General features: G+C 41.7%; 23 protein-coding genes. All 23 read left to right on the top strand.

Annotation, left to right across the window (positions count from 1 at the left end):
• The 23 genes from aroQ to recN all read left to right on the top strand — a co-directional run bounded on the left by aroQ (position 1) and on the right by recN (position 20,306).
• Positions 1-447, top strand: a complete 447-nt coding sequence (aroQ, locus tag NYE63_RS18885; RefSeq protein ID WP_342602268.1) for a type II 3-dehydroquinate dehydratase — start codon at positions 1-3, stop codon at positions 445-447.
• Positions 448-1,509 (top strand): aminopeptidase P family protein, encoded by a 1,062-nt coding sequence (locus tag NYE63_RS18880; RefSeq protein ID WP_342602267.1) that lies wholly within the window; start codon positions 448-450, stop codon positions 1,507-1,509. It begins immediately after the preceding gene.
• Between the two features lie 26 nt (positions 1,510-1,535).
• A complete protein-coding gene (efp, locus tag NYE63_RS18875; RefSeq protein ID WP_034308328.1) occupies positions 1,536-2,093 on the top strand; it encodes an elongation factor P in 558 nt (185 codons plus the stop codon).
• Between the two features lie 168 nt (positions 2,094-2,261).
• Positions 2,262-3,194 carry a stage III sporulation protein AA gene (gene spoIIIAA / locus NYE63_RS18870; protein ID WP_342602266.1) on the top strand — a complete coding sequence of 311 codons (933 nt, stop codon included), beginning with the start codon at positions 2,262-2,264 and terminating at the stop codon, positions 3,192-3,194.
• Positions 3,187-3,702, top strand: a complete 516-nt coding sequence (gene spoIIIAB / locus NYE63_RS18865) for a stage III sporulation protein SpoIIIAB (protein WP_063233084.1) — start codon at positions 3,187-3,189, stop codon at positions 3,700-3,702. The genes spoIIIAA and spoIIIAB overlap by 8 nt, the downstream gene beginning before the upstream one ends.
• Positions 3,703-3,723: 21 nt before the next feature.
• Positions 3,724-3,927 (top strand): stage III sporulation protein AC, encoded by a 204-nt coding sequence (gene spoIIIAC, locus NYE63_RS18860; protein WP_034308319.1) that lies wholly within the window; start codon positions 3,724-3,726, stop codon positions 3,925-3,927.
• A gap of 14 nt (positions 3,928-3,941) precedes the next feature.
• Positions 3,942-4,331: a stage III sporulation protein AD gene (gene spoIIIAD / locus NYE63_RS18855; protein ID WP_094246647.1), complete on the top strand. Its 390-nt coding sequence runs from the start codon at positions 3,942-3,944 to the stop codon at positions 4,329-4,331.
• A gap of 33 nt (positions 4,332-4,364) precedes the next feature.
• Positions 4,365-5,573, top strand: coding sequence for a stage III sporulation protein AE (gene spoIIIAE, locus NYE63_RS18850; protein WP_342602265.1), 1,209 nt, complete (start codon positions 4,365-4,367; stop codon positions 5,571-5,573).
• A 16-nt stretch (positions 5,574-5,589) separates the two neighbouring features.
• Positions 5,590-6,198: a stage III sporulation protein AF gene (gene spoIIIAF / locus NYE63_RS18845; RefSeq protein ID WP_342602264.1), complete on the top strand. Its 609-nt coding sequence runs from the start codon at positions 5,590-5,592 to the stop codon at positions 6,196-6,198.
• A 7-nt stretch (positions 6,199-6,205) separates the two neighbouring features.
• Entirely contained in the window at positions 6,206-6,877 is a 672-nt protein-coding gene (gene spoIIIAG / locus NYE63_RS18840; RefSeq protein ID WP_342602263.1) for a stage III sporulation protein AG, read from the top strand.
• Positions 6,878-6,891: 14 nt separating this feature from the next.
• Positions 6,892-7,485 (top strand): SpoIIIAH-like family protein, encoded by a 594-nt coding sequence (locus tag NYE63_RS18835; protein ID WP_342602262.1) that lies wholly within the window; start codon positions 6,892-6,894, stop codon positions 7,483-7,485.
• A 622-nt stretch (positions 7,486-8,107) separates the two neighbouring features.
• Entirely contained in the window at positions 8,108-8,605 is a 498-nt protein-coding gene (gene accB / locus NYE63_RS18830; RefSeq protein ID WP_342602261.1) for an acetyl-CoA carboxylase biotin carboxyl carrier protein, read from the top strand.
• Between the two features lie 14 nt (positions 8,606-8,619).
• Positions 8,620-9,972, top strand: a complete 1,353-nt coding sequence (gene accC, locus NYE63_RS18825; RefSeq protein WP_342602260.1) for an acetyl-CoA carboxylase biotin carboxylase subunit — start codon at positions 8,620-8,622, stop codon at positions 9,970-9,972.
• 28 nt (positions 9,973-10,000) lie between these two features.
• Positions 10,001-10,414: an Asp23/Gls24 family envelope stress response protein gene (locus tag NYE63_RS18820; protein ID WP_034308298.1), complete on the top strand. Its 414-nt coding sequence runs from the start codon at positions 10,001-10,003 to the stop codon at positions 10,412-10,414.
• A 449-nt stretch (positions 10,415-10,863) separates the two neighbouring features.
• Positions 10,864-11,256: a transcription antitermination factor NusB gene (gene nusB / locus NYE63_RS18815; protein WP_342602259.1), complete on the top strand. Its 393-nt coding sequence runs from the start codon at positions 10,864-10,866 to the stop codon at positions 11,254-11,256.
• 70 nt (positions 11,257-11,326) lie between these two features.
• Positions 11,327-12,202, top strand: coding sequence for a bifunctional methylenetetrahydrofolate dehydrogenase/methenyltetrahydrofolate cyclohydrolase FolD (gene folD / locus NYE63_RS18810; RefSeq protein ID WP_342602258.1), 876 nt, complete (start codon positions 11,327-11,329; stop codon positions 12,200-12,202).
• Positions 12,203-12,352: 150 nt separating this feature from the next.
• Positions 12,353-13,705 (top strand): exodeoxyribonuclease VII large subunit, encoded by a 1,353-nt coding sequence (xseA, locus tag NYE63_RS18805; RefSeq protein WP_342602257.1) that lies wholly within the window; start codon positions 12,353-12,355, stop codon positions 13,703-13,705.
• Positions 13,702-13,935 carry an exodeoxyribonuclease VII small subunit gene (locus tag NYE63_RS18800; protein ID WP_342602256.1) on the top strand — a complete coding sequence of 78 codons (234 nt, stop codon included), beginning with the start codon at positions 13,702-13,704 and terminating at the stop codon, positions 13,933-13,935. Before xseA ends, NYE63_RS18800 begins: the two co-directional genes overlap by 4 nt.
• 1 nt (position 13,936) lies before the next feature.
• Positions 13,937-14,830 carry a polyprenyl synthetase family protein gene (locus NYE63_RS18795; protein ID WP_342602255.1) on the top strand — a complete coding sequence of 298 codons (894 nt, stop codon included), beginning with the start codon at positions 13,937-13,939 and terminating at the stop codon, positions 14,828-14,830.
• A gap of 249 nt (positions 14,831-15,079) precedes the next feature.
• Entirely contained in the window at positions 15,080-16,972 is a 1,893-nt protein-coding gene (gene dxs, locus NYE63_RS18790; protein ID WP_063233180.1) for a 1-deoxy-D-xylulose-5-phosphate synthase, read from the top strand.
• 4 nt (positions 16,973-16,976) lie between these two features.
• Positions 16,977-17,804, top strand: a complete 828-nt coding sequence (locus NYE63_RS18785) for a TlyA family RNA methyltransferase (protein ID WP_251431023.1) — start codon at positions 16,977-16,979, stop codon at positions 17,802-17,804.
• Between the two features lie 314 nt (positions 17,805-18,118).
• The gene (gene argR, locus NYE63_RS18780) at positions 18,119-18,568 is read left to right on the top strand and encodes a transcriptional regulator ArgR (RefSeq protein WP_034308279.1); all 450 of its coding nucleotides are present in this window, start codon (positions 18,119-18,121) and stop codon (positions 18,566-18,568) included.
• Positions 18,569-18,590: 22 nt separating this feature from the next.
• Positions 18,591-20,306 carry a DNA repair protein RecN gene (recN, locus tag NYE63_RS18775; RefSeq protein WP_148358711.1) on the top strand — a complete coding sequence of 572 codons (1,716 nt, stop codon included), beginning with the start codon at positions 18,591-18,593 and terminating at the stop codon, positions 20,304-20,306.
• Positions 20,307-20,432: the final 126 nt, after the last annotated feature.

Raw genomic sequence — 20,432 nt, 5'->3', positions numbered from 1 at the left:
ATGACAAAAATCTTACTAATCAATGGTCCGAATTTAAATCGCTTGGGGAAGCGGGAACCTACGCATTATGGATCCTCGACGCTTGCGGATGTGGAAGCGCAATTAATGCAGCAAGCTGAAGGGTTAAATGTGGAATTAACCTCTTTTCAAACTAACCATGAAGGAGCGATTATCGACAAGCTCCATTGGTCAGAGGATTATGGGATCGACGGGATTATCATTAATCCTGGAGCTTTTACTCATTATAGCTATGCGATTCGTGATGCAATAGCCGGAATTGATGTTCCAGTGGTGGAAGTGCATATTTCGAACATACATGCCCGTGAAAGCTTTCGGCATGAATCAGTGACCGCAGCGGTATCGGCGGGACAGATTGTCGGCTTGGGGATACACGGATATGAATTGGCTTTGCAGGCGATCACAAAGATTGCAAAGGGGAGAAATTAAATGAATAAACTAATGCGCTTAAGAGCCTCAATGGAAAAGGTGGGCATTGACGGTTTTTTGATCACCAGTACATATAACCGCCGATTCATGACCAACTTTACAGGAAGTGCAGGCGTTGTCCTTATTTCCCAAAAAGAAGCTAAATTCATCACTGATTTCAGATACGTGGAACAAGCGGGCAAGCAGGCACCGGACTATGAGATCGTTCAGCACAAAGGAACCATCATCGAAGAAGTCGGTAAGCAGGCTGAAGCGATGAATATCGGCAAGCTAGGCTTTGAGCAAGAACACCTGACTTATGCTACATATAAGGCATACGAAGCGGCCATTGATGGGCAACTTTTGCCGGTGTCCGGGGTTATTGAGAATTTACGCTTGATAAAGACTTCATCAGAGATTAAGATATTAAAGGAAGCGGCTGCTATTGCTGATGCTGCGTTTACACATATTCTGGATTTCCTGCGTCCAGGGATCTCTGAACTGGATGTATCCAATGAACTTGAATTCTTTATGAGGAAACAAGGGGCAACTTCTTCTTCATTCGATATTATTGTAGCATCCGGTATAAGGTCCGCACTTCCGCATGGAGTGGCTACGGATAAAATCATCGAAAAAGGCGATTTTGTTACATTGGATTACGGGGCATATTATAACGGGTATGTGTCTGACATCACTCGGACATTAGCAGTTGGCAAGCCGAGTGAAGAACTTATTAATATTTATGACATTGTTTTAGAAGCTCAACTGCGAGGAATGGCTGGGATCAAACCCGGTATGACTGGCAGGGAAGCGGATGCACTAACTCGTAATCTAATTGAAGAAAAGGGGTATGGGCAGTATTTTGGACATTCGACCGGACATGGAATCGGTCTTGAAGTTCATGAAGGTCCAGCATTATCCTTTAGGTCTGATATCATTTTAGAACCAGGTATGGCTGTAACCGTTGAACCGGGCATTTATTTACCTGGGGTAGGCGGAGTGCGGATTGAAGATGATACAATCGTTACAATTGAAGGTAACGAAGCACTTACTCATTCAACCAAAGAGTTAATCATTCTGTAAACATGTACATGTAGGAGGACAAATTTATGATTTCTGTAAACGATTTTCGCACGGGTGTTACGATTGAAGTAGATAATGGAATTTGGCAGGTTATCGAGTTCCAACACGTTAAACCTGGTAAAGGTGCAGCTTTTGTGCGTTCTAAACTTCGTAACCTTCGTACGGGTTCAATCCAAGAGAAAACATTCCGTGCTGGTGAAAAAGTTGCAAAAGCACATATCGAAAACCGCAAGATGCAGTACCTTTATGCAAGTGGAGATAGCCATGTATTCATGGATAACGAAACGTATGACCAAATCGAACTGCCTGCTTCAAGTATTGAACGTGAACTTAAATTCCTTAAGGAAAATATGGAAGTGCATATCATGACCTTCCAAGCGGAAACACTTGGTGTCGAGCTTCCAAACACAGTGGAACTTGAAGTGGCGGAGACTGAGCCGGGAATTAAAGGCGATACATCTTCAGGCGGCACGAAATCAGCCGTACTTGAGACGGGCCTTTCGGTTCAAGTTCCATTCTTCATCAACCAAGGTGACAAACTATTGATCAATACAAATGAAGGCTCTTACGTATCACGTGCATAAATGAAAGAAGACCGAGATTAATTTCTCGGTCTTTTTTTTTGTCTTTTTTAGATCCAGGAAGTTATAAAAAAAATCAATAAATGGTCGGTTTCTTTAATAGCCTGTCATCATTGCGGGCTGGTCGGCATATATTTTATTGAAAGTGGTGTATACAGGAGGATTGTCAAAATGGAAACGATTCTTTCTTTTTTACCGAAAAAATTATACGAGCAACTCCGGGGTATGACACCGATGATGATCGATAAGATGGAAGAGCTGCGAATTCGGGTTGGAAGGCCGCTTGAGGTCATTGTAGGAGGGGAACCATTTTTCTTTTCCTATGAAGTGACCCATTCGGATGCAGATCAATTATTGAATCAAATAGGTCAATTTTCGTTATATACACTTGAGGAAGAATTAAAGCGGGGATATATAACCATAGCGGGCGGACATCGTGTGGGGCTTGCTGGCAAGGTGATCCTGGAAAATGGGGCAGTCAAAGCGATCAGGGATGTTTCCTCATTCAATATTCGGGTTGCACGTGAAAAAATAGGTGCAGCTGAACCGCTCACTTCATATTTATATGACGGGGAATGGCAACATACAATGTTGATCGGTGCTCCGCAAACGGGAAAAACGACCATATTACGTGATATCGCAAGAATGATATCCAGTGGTAATGAAAAACGCGGCATTGCCCCTCAAAAGGTGGGGATAGTGGACGAGCGCTCGGAAATTGCCGGATGTGTTCATGGAGTGCCGCAGCTCGAATTTGGAACAAGGGTTGATGTGCTCGATGGATGTCCTAAAGCGGAAGGGATGATGATGATGATCCGTTCGATGTCCCCGGATGTATTGATCGTGGATGAAATAGGCCGTGCAGCGGATACACAGGCTGTGCTAGAAGCAGTGAACGCAGGTATTAAACTCATGATAACTACTCATGGCCATACACTGGATGAGGTTAAGAAACGACCTTTTATCGCGGAAATATTAAAGCAAAACATCTTTGAGCGTTTTATAGAATTACAGAAAAGTAAATCCGGTAAGAGGAGCTTCAAAGTCCTTGATGCAGCAGGGGTTCCCATTTTCTTGGGAGAAAGTGTGACCCGGCATGTTTAAGTTAATAGGAGCAGCGATAATTATTATTGCAACGACATGGGCAGGTTTCGAAGCCGCGAAAAAATTAAGTATGAGGCCTCGTCAACTGAGACAGCTGAAAGTCGCCATGCAATCGCTTGAAGCTGAAATCATGTATGGTCATACACCATTGAAAGAAGCGGCAAGGAAACTTTCTAAACAGATGGCCAAACCTTTATCCATCTTTTTCGAAACTTTTGCGAATCGACTCGAGTCAGGAGAGACCACCGTCAAAGAAGCATGGGATGATAGTTTGAAGAAAATATGGCAATCCCTTGCTTTAAAACAGGGAGAATTCGAGATTCTTTCACAGTTTGGGGAGACGCTTGGAAAAAGCGATAAATATCATCAGCAAAAGCAAATCATGCTAACCATGGCACACTTGGAACGGGAAGAGAGCGATGCACTCGACCGACAGGGGAAATATGAAAAAATGATGAAAAGTCTTGGTTTTTTATCAGGGCTATTATTGATCATATTGCTGATGTAGGAATATGTGGGGGGAATGAAAATGGGCATTGATGTGGACATCATATTTAAAATAGCGGGTGTGGGGCTAGTTGTGGCATTTCTTCACACGATACTCGATCAGGTTGGGAAGAAGGAATATGCCCAGTGGGTGACACTTTTCGGATTTATCTATATTTTATTCATGGTAGCTTCTGTAGTAGAGGATTTATTTCAAAAAATTAAATCTGTATTTCTATTTCAATAAGGGAGGGATTCGCGATTGAAATCATAAAAATCGTGGCCATTGCCCTAGTTGCCACCTTTTTGGCACTGATCGTCAAAGAGCAAAAACCAAATTTCGCATTCCTGCTTGTCGTTTTTGTAGGATGCTCCATTTTTCTTTTTTTAGCTGACAAAATATACGAAATTATTTTAATGTTAGAAAAAATTGCGGTAAATGCGAATGTAAATACCGTGTATCTAGAGACCATCTTAAAAATAATCGGAATTGCCTATATTGCAGAATTCGCGTCTCAAATTACAAAAGATGCAGGGCAAGGTTCGCTCGCTTCCAAAATAGAATTGAGCGGGAAAATCTTGATTCTTGCCATGGCGATTCCGATTTTGACGGTCATTATCGAAACGATTTTACAGATGCTCCCAAGTTAACGGATTACTCCTACTAGTCAATGAGGTGAATGTATGAAGCAGCGGATGCCTTACTTATCCATTCTATTCGTTTTACTCTTTTTTTTGCATGCATCTATTGGACAAGCTGCCGAAAATCCCGAAAATGGTGAAATCGATCAAGAGCCGATCATGCAGTCCGAACTGGTACAAGCCCAAATAGAAAGGCTGGGTGTCGATGAGCTCAAACAATATTGGGATGACATCGTTACGGAATATGGAGGATTTTTACCGGAAAGCCAGAAAGGGAGCTTCATGGATTTTGTAAGCGGTGATAAGAAATTTTCCTTTGAACAATGGATGAAGGGAATGACAAAATTCATTTTTCATGAACTGCTCGTGAATGGGAAGCTGCTGGGATCTCTCATTTTGTTAACCGTTTTTAGCATGTTCCTCCAGTCTTTGCAGAATGCGTTCGAGCAAAGCTCCGTAAGTAAGGTCGCTTATGCAATCGTTTATATGGTGCTGATCATTTTGGCACTTAACAGTTTTCATGTGGCGATAGAATATACAAAAGATACGATAGATTTGATGATTTCCTTTTTAATGGCGCTAATCCCTTTACTCTTGGCTTTGATAGCTGCTTCAGGCGGACTTGTATCAGCAGCCTTCTTTCATCCGGTATTGATGTTTTTGATGAATACAAGCGGCATCTTGATCCAGTTTGTCGTCCTTCCCTTATTATTCTTTGCAGCGATTTTAAGCATAGTCAGCACGCTGACCGAACATTACAAAGTGACACAGATGGCACAACTTCTCCGTAATTTTGCCATCGGTATCCTGGGAGCATTCATGACCATTTTCCTTGGTGTGATCTCCGTTCAGGGAGCATCCTCAGCTGTAGCTGACGGAGTGACGATCAGGACAGCCAAATTCGTGACAGGTAACTTTATACCGGTAATAGGGCGCATGTTTACTGATGCAACGGATACGGTCATTAGTGCCTCTGTCCTTTTGAAAAATACAGTGGGCTTGTCAGGCGTTATCATTCTTTTGCTCATCACCACATTTCCTGCCATAAAGATCTTGATGATTTCTTTTGTCTATAAATTGGCAGCGAGTCTTTTGCAGCCGCTGGGCGGAGGACCTGTAATAAAATGCCTTGACATAATAAGTAAAAGCATGATTTATATTTTCGCTGCATTGGCCATTGTCTCACTCATGTTTTTTTTAAGTATCACGGTAATTATCGCCTCTGGAAACATTACCCTGATGGTTCGTTAGAAAGGAGGAGGGCTTGGTGAGTTTTTTAGCTGGCTGGGTATCCAACATCATCATATTTGTATTGCTGGCTACTGTGATCGATATGCTTCTTCCGAATTCAGCTTTACAGAAGTATGCCAAAATGGTCATCGGACTTTTACTGATTGCGATCATCATCACTCCTATATTGGGATTATTCAATAAGGATTTCGACGATATCCTCTCTGCGGCCACTAGTGAATTTGAGGATCAGAAAAAAAAAGATTTAGGAAATTTGACAGAAATGAAGAAAAAAGAAATACAAGCTACCCAGGGTGCATATATTTTAAAACAAATGGCTGTTGACTTACAGGCAGAAGTGGAAGAGGAGCTGATGGTGGACTATAACATGAAGATTAGTTCAATTGATGTAGGGGTCAAGGATGAGGAAGAACCGGGTGTTGATGATCTGCAGAACATAACCATCTCATTGGAAAAAGCAGAAGGGGAAGAAAACTCGGAGATAGAGGCAGTAGCGAAGGTTGATATCAATGCAGATAGCCCATCCACTTCGAATGATGCCGATCTGGATGCTGTCAAAAGGTTTCTGGCAACAAGTTGGTCTGTAGATGAAGAGATCATTGAAATCGCCGGGGAAAGGAAGTGACTGAGTATTGAACAAAGACAAAGGTCCATTATCCTGGCTGCAAAAACTATTAAATAAAGACCCTGACCAAAAAGAGCCTAAGGAAAAAAAACCTTCCCTGTATGTCTATGCTCTAATAGTTGTCCTTTTGGGAGCGGGAATCATGATGGCCGGGAATTTGTTAACCACCAACCAGACGGGACAAACACCTGAAGTGAAGTCTGTATTCAATAATGATAAACAGCAGGATGATGAAGGGGATGTTGAAACATTCGGCCAGAAGAAATCTGAATTCAAGACAACAAAAGACTATGAAATATATCTTCAAAATGAAATGAAGGAGGCGCTTGAGTCCATCGCAGGCGTCCAGGATGTAAAAGTCGTAATTTACGTCGATGCATCCGAGAAAAAAGTATATGAAAGAAACAAAGTCACCCAAAAACAAGTCACTGAAGAAACCGACCAGGAAGGCGGCAAAAGGACGGTCGAAGACACGTCTGTTGATGAACAGCTAGTTTTGGTCAAGAGCGGTGAAAAAGAAGGACCGATCATTTCGGAAACGAAAAAACCTAGTGTACGAGGAGTCCTGGTAGTCGCTAAAGGGGCCGAAAACATTCAAATAAAGAAGTGGATCATCGAGGCTGTCACACGCTCACTTGATGTACCGAGTCACAGGGTTTCTGTCATGCCTAAAAAATAAGGGGGAAAATCTACATGTTATTAAAAAAACAAACCGTTTGGTTATTGACTATGCTAAGTCTGGTCGTTGTGCTTTCAGTCTATTATTTAACCGCTCCTGAAGAAAATGCCGCCGATATGACGGCAACAGAGCAAATGGAAAAGGAAGAAAATAAAACAGAAAGTAAAACAGAGAACAAAGCGGATACAAAAGGTGAAAATAAAAGTGAAAAAGAAACGTCCAAAAATACAGAAGGTTCCTCTGTAACCATTGCATCTGGAGATGAGTTCGAATCGTTAAGGATGCAGATTGAAGATGAACGGGCGAAGCTGAATGAAGAATTGACTGCAAAGATGGGCAACACAGAACTATCAGCTGAAGAAAGAGACGAGGCTTATGCAAAAATCGAACAATTAAGTGAAACGAAAGTAAAAGAAAATATCATCGAAAACTTAATTGTTGCCATGGATTACAATGCTGCACTGGTCCGGGTGGACGGAACGGATGTAAAGGTGAGTGTCAAGGCCGATAAACAAACGAAAACAGAGGCCAATAACATTATCCGCCTCGTAAGGAAAGAAGTGAGCGATGCACAAAATGTAGTGGTCGATTTCCAACCGGAAAAGTAAATACACATACTGAAAAAAAGTACTGATACAGAACAGTTCAACATCATAAAAATTTGAAAGCCCCCCTTAATAAAAAAAGAGGGGCTTTTTATTATGATTTTTTTAACCATCTTACAACCGGGAAACTTTAGAGGAAAAGTTTTTTTATGTAAATTGGTATCAGGAACTCAAATAGAAATGGCGATCATGATTAACCGTAATATTCTAGAAAAGTATTTATAATGGATATTATTGCAGTTTTTCTACTAGTAAAATGCAAAATACAAGAGTAAGCGTTATGCTGCCCCAGTTGAAAAATATTCACAATATTATAATAAAGGTGTAAGATAGAAGTATGGATAATAAGTCACAACTAATCTATCATTGAATTTGTATAAGCTAATATTGTATGATGTTAGAAGCTGGTCATAAACTTTTCAATTCTCTAAGGGAAACAATATTTTGAGAAAGTGAAATATCTGTTATAATACAGATGAGGTTTGTATTCGGTTTATTCGCATTCCCATAAAGAAAGCGGCTACTTTGTGCAGTATTGGACAAAGTAGGATAAGCTAAGGGTAAGGTTACATAAAATATTATTGCCTCACAAACTCATATTAAATTAGACAAGGGGTGCCACAAAATGAAAGTGCAAGAAATTCGTGAAATTATTAAGCTAGTCGATCAATCAAATATCAATGAATTCGTTTTTGAAAATGAAGGAACGAAAATTAAATTGAAAAAAACTGAAACGGGTACAGTATTACACCCAGCAGCTGCTCCAGAAGTTGTTCAAGCCAATGCAGCTGTAGAGGTCAAGCCCGCAGCAGCCCCAGCGCCTGCAGTGCCGAAAGCTGTTGAACCTGCAAAACCGGCTGCTGCCGTCATTGAACAGGAAAATTTACATAAAATCACTTCTCCGATGGTAGGGACATTCTACCAATCACCTGCACCGGATTCACCTGCATACGTAAAAACAGGTGATAAAGTAACGGGGGACTCCATCGTCTGCATCGTGGAAGCCATGAAACTTTTCAATGAAATCGAAGCCGAAGTAAGCGGTGAAATCGTTGAAGTCCTTGTAAAAGAGGGTCAGCTTGTAGAATATGGTCAACCATTATTTTTAGTAAAGCCGGAATGAGGAGCTGTTTCTAAATGATTAAAAAGGTATTAATTGCCAATCGTGGGGAAATTGCTGTCCGAATCATCCGGGCATGCAAGGAATTAGGAATCGAGACTGTTGCGGTCTATTCAGAAGCAGATAAAGAAGCATTACATGTTCAAATTGCGGATGAAGCATATTGCATCGGTCCTAAATTATCAAAAGACAGTTATTTAAATACAACGAACATTATCAGCACAGCCAAGAAAACGGGATCCGATGCTATTCATCCAGGATATGGATTCCTAGCTGAAAATGCCGACTTTGCTGAGTTATGCCGTGAATGCAATATCATTTTCATCGGTCCTAGCCCCGAAGCGATCAATAAAATGGGAACAAAGGACGTAGCAAGGGAAACCATGCGCAAAGCTGATGTACCGATCGTTCCAGGTTCTAAAGGCATAATTAAAGATACGGATGAGGGTGTAGCCCTGGCTAATGAAATGGGCTATCCAGTCATCATCAAAGCTACTGCCGGCGGAGGCGGTAAAGGTATCCGAGTCGCAAGGACGGAAGAAGATCTCATTAAAGGCATTAACATCACGCAGCAGGAAGCCGCTACGGCATTTGGGAATCCTGGCGTGTATATTGAAAAGTTCATCGAGGACTTCCGTCACGTTGAAATACAGGTCATGGCAGATAATCATGGCAACGCCATCCATTTAGGTGAGCGTGATTGTACGGTTCAGCGACGTTTGCAAAAACTTGTTGAAGAAACCCCGTCACCAGCATTGGATGGTGAAACACGTGCGGAAATGGGGCAGGCTGCAGTAACGGCTGCACTTGCCGTTAACTATTCAGGTGCCGGAACAGTAGAATTTATTTATGACTATGTGAATAGAAAATACTACTTTATGGAAATGAATACACGTATCCAGGTTGAACACCCAGTTACAGAAATGGTAACGGGCGTGGATTTGATTAAAGAACAGATCAAAGTTGCTTCAGGTAACAAACTATCGCTTTCGCAAGAGGATGTCACTTTTAACGGATGGTCTATCGAATGCCGGATCAATGCGGAAAATCCAGAAAAGAATTTCATGCCTTCCGCAGGTAAGATTCAAATGTATTTACCGCCAGGCGGCTACGGAGTTCGTGTGGATTCCGCGGCATACCCTGGGTACTCGATACCGCCATATTACGATTCCATGATCGCTAAATTGATCGTCCATGCACCGACTAGAGAAGAGGCGATCGAGAAGATGAAACGCGCCTTAGGTGAGTTTGTCATTGAAGGGATCAGTACCACAATTCCTTTCCATATTAAGTTACTTCAGCATGAACAATTTGTTTCCGGGGAATTTAATACCAAATTCCTTGAAATATATGATGTAATGAACTCATAATGTAAAGGAAGACAGGAGGTGCTTTTGAATGAGTGAAATGGAAGGCCAATTACTCGAAATGAATGATTATAATAGTGGGCTTGGCAAAGTGGAGATCGCGCCTGAGGTGATAGAGGTGATTGCGGGTATCGCTGCATCGGAAGTTGAAGGTGTTGCACATATGCGCGGGAATTTCGCTACTGGTGTTGTTGAAAAGCTTGGTAAAAAGAACCACGGCAAAGGTGTTAAAGTGGACTTAACGGGAGAATCCATCAAGGTCGAACTTTATTGTGTCATGAAGTTTGGTGTTTCAATTCCGAAAGTTGCTCAGGAAGTGCAAGATAACATTCGTGAAGCTTTGTTGAATATGACCGCTATCGACGCTGGCGAAGTGAACATTCATGTAGTGGGCATTGCGTTTGAAAACGCTAAACAAGAAGCGGATTACGAACAAGAAGTGTAAGTGGCTTCATTCGATTCACACCTGCAAAAACCCGGCAAAAAGCCGGGTTTTTGTTTTTTTGAATGTATACCTCATGATACCCCGCTTTTGGAGCCTGCTTATAATATTAAATTTAAATGAACATAATAAGGCGGTGTCTGGAAGTTTCCCTTTAATTCAAGGGTGATTTCTGTTAGAGTGTAAAAGGTGAAATATGAGCATGAAAGCTAGGCATGAGCTTTTTGACACTTTCAAAAAGTATGGGACTGTGTTGGCCGTTTAATTGGAAAGTAATCTTGAGATGTTATCTTGAATCAAGATATTGAGTCTTTTGGCCTTAATTTTAGTGGGATTTAGCTTGTTTTTTAAATAATATAGCGAAAATCTTAATATTTTTGAAAAAATGTTATTTAATGTTCGTTTGTTCTAGCATTTTCATATATAATAGTAGATGTTAAAGGAGTAAGATTATGAAAAGAAGAGAAGCCCGTGAAAAATCCCTTCAAGCACTATATCAGATAGATATTGCCAACTCGAATGCAGAAGAAGCAATGGAAAGCGTACTGGATGGTGCTCCTACTGATGAATATTTCAAGAAATTAGTAATGGGGATAACGGAAAATCGAGAACAAATTGATGGAATGATCAGGGACAATTTAGAGAATTGGACGTTGGAAAGACTGGCGAACATTGATCGGAATTTACTGCGGATCGCGGTTTATGAAATGGTTCACAGTGAAGGTGTTCCTGTAAGTGTTGCAATGAATGAAGCTATTGAAATTGCTAAGAAATTCGGTGATGATCAATCGAGCAGCTTTGTAAATGCCGTTTTATCCAAAATAAAGGTGAAAAGCGGCAGCTGAAGCTGCGGCCTTGAACAAGGATTCTCTCAGCAATTTCTTTAGCAAAAATTAACTTGGGAGGAATAAACACATGTCAGCTCAAATCATTAATGGTAAAGAAATTGCAGAGTCAGTTAGGCAGGAAATCAGTAAGGAAGTTCAACAGTTACGTGAAAAAAATATCGTTCCGGGTTTGGCTGTAATCCTGGTGGGTGACAATCAAGCATCACAAACTTATGTGCGCAATAAGCAAAAGGCCTGTGAGGACTTGGGCATGCATTCCGTATTAATTAAAAAGCCTGCGGAACTCTCTCAGGAGGAATTAATTCAGAGCATTGCTGAATTAAACCAGGATGACAGCATTCATGGTATATTGGTGCAGCTGCCATTGCCTGGACATATTCAGGAAAAAGCGATCATTGAAGCGATTTCCCCTGAAAAGGATGTAGATGGATTCCACCCGATTAATATTGGGCGGATGATGACAGGACAGGATGCATATTTACCTTGTACTCCATACGGCGTCATGGTGATGCTTGAGTATATCGACTATGACCTTGAAGGTAAGCATGTTGTCATCGTTGGGAGAAGTAATATCGTCGGAAAACCAGCCGGACAATTGTTTTTAAATGCAAATGCAACCGTTACTTACTGTCATTCACGGACAAAGGATCTTGCATATTATACCAAGCAAGCCGATGTCGTTGTGGCAGCTGTCGGAAAGAGGGACACGATCACGAGTGACCATATTAAAGAAGGCGCAGTCGTCATTGACGTCGGAATGAACAGGAATGATGAAGGGAAGCTTTGCGGTGATGTGGCGTTTGATGAAGTGAAAAATAAGGCTTCATACATTACACCTGTTCCTAAAGGCGTTGGTCCCATGACGATTACGATGCTTATGAAGAATACGGTCAAATCTGCTCAAAAAGCACTTGAACAAAACAAGCAAGCATTAAAAAGCTGAAAAAAACGTTAAATTATTTTAAAGAAGCGGACCTCTTGTTTTATAATAACGGGAGACCGCTTTTTTTCCATTCATGGATTAATCAAGTTTTAAGTGTAATCTATAGGCGAGTTTTCTTTATATCCGATTTCCATCGGAAGGAGACATTATATGAGCAACCAACAATATTTGAGTGTGTCGGCTTTAACAAAGTACATCAAAAGGAAGTTCGATGCCGACCCCCATTTGCAAAATGTATACATAAAAGGTGAAATTTCAAATTTTAAACAACATACAAGCGGACATATGTATTTTACTTTAAAGGATGAGAAGGCCCGACTCCTCTCCGTTATGTTTGCCGCCAATAATAAAGGGATGAAATTCCTGCCCGAGAGTGGTATGAAGGTACTTGTTAAGGGCGATATATCATTATATGAAGCGGGGGGACAGTATCAGCTTTATGTGAAAAGCATGGCCCCTGATGGTGTGGGGGATTTGTATCTTGCTTATGAACAGCTGAAGAAAAAGCTGGAGGAGGCAGGTTTGTTTTTGGCCGAACATAAGAAGCCGATTCCCCAGTACCCTAAATCTGTAGGTGTCATAACATCGCCGACCGGAGCTGCACTAAGAGATATCCTGATAACCATCAAGCGGAGATATCCAATCGCTAGGATCATCGTTTATCCAGCACTTGTACAAGGGAATAATGCCGCTAAATCGATTGCCAAGGCAATTTCCATGGCTAACGCAAGGGCGGAAAGTGATGTTCTCATTGTCGGAAGGGGCGGCGGGTCGATCGAGGAGCTATGGGCCTTTAATGAGGAGATAGTGGCTGAATCGATTTATGATTCCGATATACCGGTTATTTCTGCTGTCGGTCACGAAACCGATTTTACAATTGCTGATTTTGTCGCCGATATGCGTGCTCCTACACCGACTGGTGCAGCAGAGTTAGCGGTTCCTCACTTGAATGAAATACTCGAACGCCTTATGAACCGCAAGAATCGATTGACCCGCTCCATTCAAGAAGCGGTCAATTTTGAACGAACCCGTTTGACCAGGATGGAGAGGTCTTATGCTTTCCGTTACCCACATAAAATGTATGAACAGAAGCTTGAACAGCTAGACAAGACGATGGACAGGCTAGGGAGGACCAGCACGCGATATTTCATGAAAAAGAGAGATGGGCTGAATCAGCTGACCGATATTCTGAAAAAGCAGCATCCTGAACAAGCGGTGAAAAATGCGAAAGATGAATGGCAGCAGCATGTAAAGGTTTTACGGAGGGCCATGGAAGCCATCTATCGGCAAAAATCACAGCAGTTCGTCCATATTACAGCCACTTTGTCTGCCCTCAGTCCACTAAAAATCATGGAACGGGGCTATGGATTGGTTTTTACTGAGGATGAGACATTAGTGAAAAGTACACAGCAAGTATCCAAAGGGGATAAGATAGCGGTTTCGATTAAAGATGGAACCCTTGAATGTGAAATTAAAGGAATAAAGGAGCGGATTGAACCATGACAAAAAAACAGGAAGCTACATTTGAAGAAGCGATGGAGAATCTCGAAAAAATTGTAGAACAGTTGGAAGAAGGCGATGTGCCCTTGGAAGAAGCCATCTCCATATATAAACAAGGAATGGATTTATCAAGGCTTTGCCATTCAAAGCTTAAGGCTGTTGAAGATCAGTTGACTCAAATTTTACGCGAAGATGGGGAACTTGAAAACTTCGCTGTAAAGGAGGAAGAATGACATGGGTACGGCGTCCTTTGAAATGTTTTCTCAAGAATATAAGGCGGTAATAGAACGGGAAATCGTGGAATATGTCAATAAACTTAAAGCCCCGGCAGTGGTCAAAGAAGCCATGATCTATTCACTGGAGGCAGGAGGTAAACGGATTCGCCCGTTATTGGTCTTTGCGGTTCTGGAGGCCTTTGGAAAAAGCTTGAGGATGGGGATTCCTGCAGCGGCTGCCATTGAAATGATTCATACATATTCTTTGATTCATGATGATCTTCCGGCGATGGATGATGATGATCTCCGCCGCGGAAAACCGACGAACCATAAAGTGTTCGGTGAAGCGGTAGCAATACTGGCAGGTGATGCGCTTCTTACATATAGCTTTCAATTGGTGACGGAAATGATCGATCCCGAGGTGACGGCTGAAATGAAGCTGAACCTTGTAAGTGAAATTGCGAAGTCTGCCGGAGCCGAAGGAATGGTTGGCGGTCAAGTTGCCGATATGGAAGGGGAAAATAAACAGTTGACACTTCAGGAATTGGAGTATGTCCATGAACATAAAACAGGGAAGTTATTGACTGCTAGCATCCTTTCTGGAGCTATATTAGCTGGAGCGAATGAAGAACAGCAACTGCATTTACGTGACTTTGCATACCACCTGGGGCTTGCTTTTCAAATTCGCGATGATATTCTGGATATTGAAGGGTCCGTCGAGTTGATCGGCAAGCCGGTTGGTAGTGATGTGGGGAATCATAAAAGCACATATCCCTCTTTACTTACACTTCAAGGGGCAAAGGAAAAGTTGGAACATCATATAGAACTTGCCCATGCCGCTTTAGGAAAAACAAACTTACAAACGGGTTTGTTGAATGAACTTACTGATTTAATAGCGAACCGTAACCATTGATTGTGGCTAAATTTGTTATCAATTGAGGTTTTATGGTATACTCATTGTGCAAAAATATGTGAAAATCAAAATGAATTTTTTAATTGAGAAACGTGATAAAATAGGTATAATAAGCCGCCGAAATCACCTGGGTGTTGGCGGCTATTTTTTAACTTAAAACCAATTTTTCGGTCAAGTCTTCCATAGCCCTCTTTTATGAGGCTTTGTTTATGCTTACAACCGAAGATGACAGAAAGTGAGTGGTCCTGTTTGGATCTTCTATCTATAAAAGACCCTTCTTTTTTGAAGAAGATGAATAATGAAGAGCTTGTCGAGTTAAGTGTGGAAGTACGTAAATTCCTTGTGGAAAAATTATCGGTGACCGGTGGGCATATTGGTCCCAATTTAGGTGTCGTCGAATTGACTATAGCTTTGCATAAAGAATTCGACAGTCCGAATGATAAAATTTTATGGGATGTCGGACACCAATCCTATGTCCATAAAATCCTGACTGGCAGAGCAGGAGAGTTCGACACCTTAAAGAAATATAAAGGTCTTTGCGGTTTTCCTAAAATGATTGAAAGCCCCCATGATGTTTGGGAAACGGGTCATAGTTCGACTTCCCTTTCAGCTGCAATGGGAATGGCGGCTGCCCGTGATATCAAAGGTGAAAGCAGTTTTATTTTGCCTGTAATCGGGGACGGTGCCCTAACAGGCGGAATGGCGCTTGAAGCGTTGAATCATATCGGTGATGAAAAAAAGGACATGATCGTTATCCTGAATGATAATGAAATGTCCATAGCCCCTAACGTAGGTGCTTTACACACGATATTGGGAAGATTGCGGACAGCAGGTAAATATAACTGGGCAAAAGATGAATTGGAGTTGCTTTTGAAAAAAATTCCTGCAGTCGGTGGTAAACTTGCGGCTACAGCTGAACGCTTGAAGGATAGCATGAAATATTTATTGGTCTCAGGTATCTTTTTCGAAGAGCTCGGTTTCACATACCTTGGACCAGTAGATGGTCATAATTATGAGGAATTGCTGGAGAATTTAAGATATGCCAAGAAAACGAAAGGACCTGTACTGCTGCATGTCATCACGAAAAAAGGCAAGGGATATTCACCTGCCGAGTTGGATACAACAGGAAACTGGCATGGGACAGGCCCATACAAGATCGAGACAGGTGATTTCGTGAAATCGCCTAGTAAAGGTCCTGCTTGGAGCGCTCTTGTAAGTGATACTGTCAGCAGGCTAGCACGTGACGATGAGCGGATTGTCGCAATTACACCTGCAATGCCCGTAGGTTCGAAATTGGTGGGCTTTTCCCGAGAGTTCCCAGAGCGTTTCTATGATGTAGGGATCGCCGAGCAGCATGCTGCAACTTTTGCAGCCGGATTGGCAACGCAAAAAATGAAACCTTTTCTGGCTATTTATTCAACCTTCCTGCAAAGGGCTTATGACCAGGTGGTGCATGATATCTGCCGTCAGAATTTGAATGTATTCATAGGGATCGATCGTGCCGGTTTGGTTGGTTCCGATGGTGAAACGCATCAAGGCGTTTTCGATATTGCTTTCTTACGCCACGTTCCGAATATGGTGTTGATGATGCCGAAAGATGAAAACGAAGGTCAGCATATGGTCAATACGGCCTTGAAATATAATGATGGTCCGATTGCTATGCGTTTCCCTCGTGGGAATGGTTGGGGAGTTGTGATGGATACCGAATTACAGCAAATTCCAATCGGTTCGTGGGAAGTTCTTAAAGAAGGAACGGATGCGGCCATCTTAACGTTCGGTACTACGATTCCCATGGCTCTTGAAGCCGCAGAACTGCTGGAGAAAGAGGATTATTCAGTCAAGGTGATCAATGCCCGGTTCATTAAGCCTTTGGATGAGAACATGCTAAGCAGTCTCCTAGGTGAAAAAATGCCTATCTTGACAATAGAAGAAGCGGTTCTTCAAGGTGGTTTTGGTAGTTCTGTTCTTGAATATGCTCATGATCAAGGGTTTTATGGGGCAACTATAGATCGAATGGGAATACCTGATTATTTCATTGAACATGGAAGTGTCGATGAACTTCTTGAAGAAATCGGTTTAACGACTGAGACAGCCATCAAAAAGATTAAAATGATAACACCCAAAAAAGAAAAAAGGGCCTGACAATATGAAAGTGATGAAAGAAAGAGTAGATGTATTACTTGTAGAACAAGGCTTGGCCGATACACGTGAAAAAGCGAAGCGTATGGTTATGGCTGGCCTTGTCTACGCGAATGAAGAGAGGTACGAAAAACCGGGGGAAAAAGTGCCGGTCGATCTTGAATTTACGATCAAAGGAAAAGTCATGCCTTACGTTTCAAGGGGCGGTCTTAAACTTGAGAAGGCATTAAGGGAATTCGATTTGCAAGTGAATGGAAAAATACTGCTTGATATCGGTTCATCAACTGGTGGGTTCACGGATTGTGCTTTGCAAAATGGTGCCACAATGTCTTATGCGCTTGATGTGGGTTATAATCAACTTGCTTGGAAGCTTAGGCAGGATGAGCGGGTTAAAGTAATGGAACGGACCAATTTCCGTTATGTTACACCTGCCGATCTCGATGGGGAGATGCCAAACTTTGCAAGCATTGATGTTTCTTTCATCTCGCTTACATTAATTTTACCGGTGCTAAAGACATTGCTCGTCCCGAATAGTGATGTGGTTGCATTGGTTAAACCGCAATTCGAAGCTGGGAAGGATCAAGTGGGTAAAAAGGGGATTGTTCGTGATCCCAAAATCCATAAACAAGTGTTGGATAAGATCATTTCTTTTTCCATAAAGGAAGGCTATGATATTAAGGATGCCTCCTTCTCACCGATTACCGGCGGTGATGGAAATATTGAATTCTTACTTCATTTACACTGGCAAGGGTCGAAGGAAGATGGAGCGATATTGCTTTCGAAAACGGTTGATGACATCGTTGGAGAGGCTCATGCCCAATTTAAAAAAGAATAGCTAGAAATTTGTATGGGCTCCTTTGGCTGAATGGTTGGCTAAAGGAGCTTTTTAACTATACATTGTGCGGCATGCACTTGAATCATATATAGGTGGATACATAAAATAGACTTGTATTCATTCATTTTAGAGAAAAAGTTGTACAATTGCATAAAAATCCGATAACATTAATATTAGCCACTTTCTAAAGCGGCCTATTTGCACGTACTGATGATACCGAAGCAATCCCATATTTGGGCAGCTTGCTTAAGTAAGGAATGAAAGTGATACGTTACCATTAAATGTGCAACAGTTGAGAAGAGGTGCTTCTACTTATGAATAAAGGACAACGACATATAAAAATAAGGGACATTATAACGAATAATGATATCGAAACTCAGGATGAGCTAGTTGAAGAATTGAAATTAGCTGGATACAATGTAACGCAAGCTACTGTTTCAAGGGATATTAAAGAGCTTCACCTTGTAAAAGTTCCTTTAACGGATGGAAGGTATAAATACAGTCTGCCGGCCGACCAACGTTTCAACCCACTTCAAAAATTAAAGAGAATCCTTGTCGATGCATTTGTACGCATTGACTCAGCCAACAATTTACTGGTTATGAAGATGCTCCCAGGTAATGCCCAGGCAATCTGTGCATTGATCGATAATTTAAATTGGCAAGAAATACTCGGGACGATCGGCGGCGATGATACTTGTTTAATCATCTGCCGTTCTGAGGAAGATGCAAAGATCATTTCCGGCAAATTCTTGGACATGCTCTAATAATTTTGTGAGGTGACCTAGCTTGTTAACAGAACTATCGATTAGGAATTTTGCGATCATAGACAGCCTGTCCGTTTCATTTGAGAAAGGCTTGACGGTCTTGACAGGGGAAACAGGGGCAGGGAAGTCAATCATAATAGATGCCGTTCATCTTTTGGTTGGGGGGCGTGGTTCTGCAGAGTTCATTCGGCATGGTGAGTCTAAGGCCGAAATAGAAGGATTATTCCAAATTGAAGATGAAAAACACCCGGTCTTTGCCAAAGCGGAAGAATTTGGCCTGGATATGAATGATGGGATGGCGATACTTCGAAGGGACATCTCACAGAGCGGCAAAAGCGTTTGCAGGGTAAATGGAAAGCTTGTAACGATTTCCACTTTACGAGAGATAGGACGGACATTGATAGATATCCATGGTCAGCATGAACATCAGGAATTAATGGATGAACGACTCCATCTCCCGCTACTCGATCAATTCGGCGGTGAAAAAATCGCATCTGCACTCACTGAATACCAAAAGCTATATAAACGTTATGAAACCGCTTCTAAACAATTGAATGGTTTGAGCCAAAATGAACAGCAAATGGTCCACCGCCTTGATTTGATCCAATTTCAATTCGATGAAATCCAAAAAGCTGATTTGAAATTACGCGAAGATGAAGAATTGATGGAAGAGCGGAAGAAAATTAATAATTTCGAAAAAATCCATGAAGCGCTGCAGACCAGTTATAATGCTTTAAATGGTGAGCAGCATGCAATTGATTGGCTTTCTGTAGCCATGAATAATTTGGAGGAAGCAGCAGGGCTAGATGAAGGTTTAAAGAACAGCTCTGAGACCGTTTCAAATAGCTACTTCCTGCTTGAAGAGGCCGTGTCAAACATCCGAGACCAATTAGACTCTTTGGATTATGATACTGAACGTGTGGAATTCATTGAAAGTCGCCTTAATGAAATAAATCAATTAAAGCGTAAATACGGGAGGACCATCGAGGAAATCCTGGAATATGGAGCCGCTATAGAAGAAGAAGTAGAAAAACTGCAAAATAGGGAAACCCATATAGCGAAGCTTGAAAAGGAAATGAAATCCATCAAGGCAGATTTAATTGTCGAAGCAAAGAATCTTTCTGAACTTCGGCAGAAATTCGCTCAGCAGTTAACCAAAAAGATCCATCAGGAATTAAAAGATTTATACATGGAAAAGACAATTTTCGAACCGCATTTCCTTCAAACGGCCTATACCTTCGATGAATTGTCAGATAGGGGCATTAATCAGTCAGGTCTGGATTCAATGGAATTTTATATTTCCACCAATCCAGGTGAACCGTTAAAACCTCTTTCTAAAATCGCATCTGGCGGAGAACTGTCGAGGATCATGCTGGCTTTGAAAAGCATTTTCTCCAAGCACCAAGGCATAACGTCCATTATATTTGATGAAGTGGACACAGGTGTGAGCGGACGGGTTGCACAATCCATTGCCGAAAAGATCTATAAAGTGGCAACTGGATCACAAGTACTGTGCATATCCCATTTGCCACAGGTGGCAGCTATGGCGGATACTCACCTTTTCATAGCTAAAAATGTAAGGGCTGGACGCACGAATACCTCGGTCAAGCCGCTCATTGAAACTGAAAAAGTAAAAGAAATTGGCAGGATGATTTCAGGAGTAGAGATAACGGATTTGACGAAGCAGCATGCCAATGAATTAATCCAGCTGGCCAAACGGCTGAAGATTACATCTTGATGGGCCGGTAAGAAAGATTATTTAAAATTATCATAAGCATTCATTGTAAAGCTATCCAAAAACGGATAGCTTTTATTTTTTGCACCTGTTATAAATGACTGTCATGAGGGCTAAATTAAAGGTGTA

Origin of the sequence: Peribacillus sp. FSL E2-0159 (assembly GCF_038643155.1) — a bacterium.
GTDB classification, from domain to species: Bacteria; Bacillota; Bacilli; order Bacillales; family DSM-1321; genus Peribacillus; species Peribacillus simplex.
Note: the sequence above shows the minus strand (reverse complement) of the source record. Positions and strands in the feature narration are given on the sequence as shown.

Coding starts and splice junctions, on each gene's coding strand:
- aroQ (WP_342602268.1), top strand. CDS start 1: ATGACAAAAATCTTACTAATCAATGGTCCGAATTTAAATCGCTTGGGG.
- NYE63_RS18880 (WP_342602267.1), top strand. CDS start 448: ATGAATAAACTAATGCGCTTAAGAGCCTCAATGGAAAAGGTGGGCATT.
- efp (WP_034308328.1), top strand. CDS start 1,536: ATGATTTCTGTAAACGATTTTCGCACGGGTGTTACGATTGAAGTAGAT.
- spoIIIAA (WP_342602266.1), top strand. CDS start 2,262: ATGGAAACGATTCTTTCTTTTTTACCGAAAAAATTATACGAGCAACTC.
- spoIIIAB (WP_063233084.1), top strand. CDS start 3,187: ATGTTTAAGTTAATAGGAGCAGCGATAATTATTATTGCAACGACATGG.
- spoIIIAC (WP_034308319.1), top strand. CDS start 3,724: ATGGGCATTGATGTGGACATCATATTTAAAATAGCGGGTGTGGGGCTA.
- spoIIIAE (WP_342602265.1), top strand. CDS start 4,365: ATGAAGCAGCGGATGCCTTACTTATCCATTCTATTCGTTTTACTCTTT.
- NYE63_RS18835 (WP_342602262.1), top strand. CDS start 6,892: ATGTTATTAAAAAAACAAACCGTTTGGTTATTGACTATGCTAAGTCTG.
- accB (WP_342602261.1), top strand. CDS start 8,108: ATGAAAGTGCAAGAAATTCGTGAAATTATTAAGCTAGTCGATCAATCA.
- accC (WP_342602260.1), top strand. CDS start 8,620: ATGATTAAAAAGGTATTAATTGCCAATCGTGGGGAAATTGCTGTCCGA.
- NYE63_RS18820 (WP_034308298.1), top strand. CDS start 10,001: ATGAGTGAAATGGAAGGCCAATTACTCGAAATGAATGATTATAATAGT.
- nusB (WP_342602259.1), top strand. CDS start 10,864: ATGAAAAGAAGAGAAGCCCGTGAAAAATCCCTTCAAGCACTATATCAG.
- folD (WP_342602258.1), top strand. CDS start 11,327: ATGTCAGCTCAAATCATTAATGGTAAAGAAATTGCAGAGTCAGTTAGG.
- xseA (WP_342602257.1), top strand. CDS start 12,353: ATGAGCAACCAACAATATTTGAGTGTGTCGGCTTTAACAAAGTACATC.
- NYE63_RS18800 (WP_342602256.1), top strand. CDS start 13,702: ATGACAAAAAAACAGGAAGCTACATTTGAAGAAGCGATGGAGAATCTC.
- NYE63_RS18795 (WP_342602255.1), top strand. CDS start 13,937: ATGGGTACGGCGTCCTTTGAAATGTTTTCTCAAGAATATAAGGCGGTA.
- NYE63_RS18785 (WP_251431023.1), top strand. CDS start 16,977: ATGAAAGTGATGAAAGAAAGAGTAGATGTATTACTTGTAGAACAAGGC.
- argR (WP_034308279.1), top strand. CDS start 18,119: ATGAATAAAGGACAACGACATATAAAAATAAGGGACATTATAACGAAT.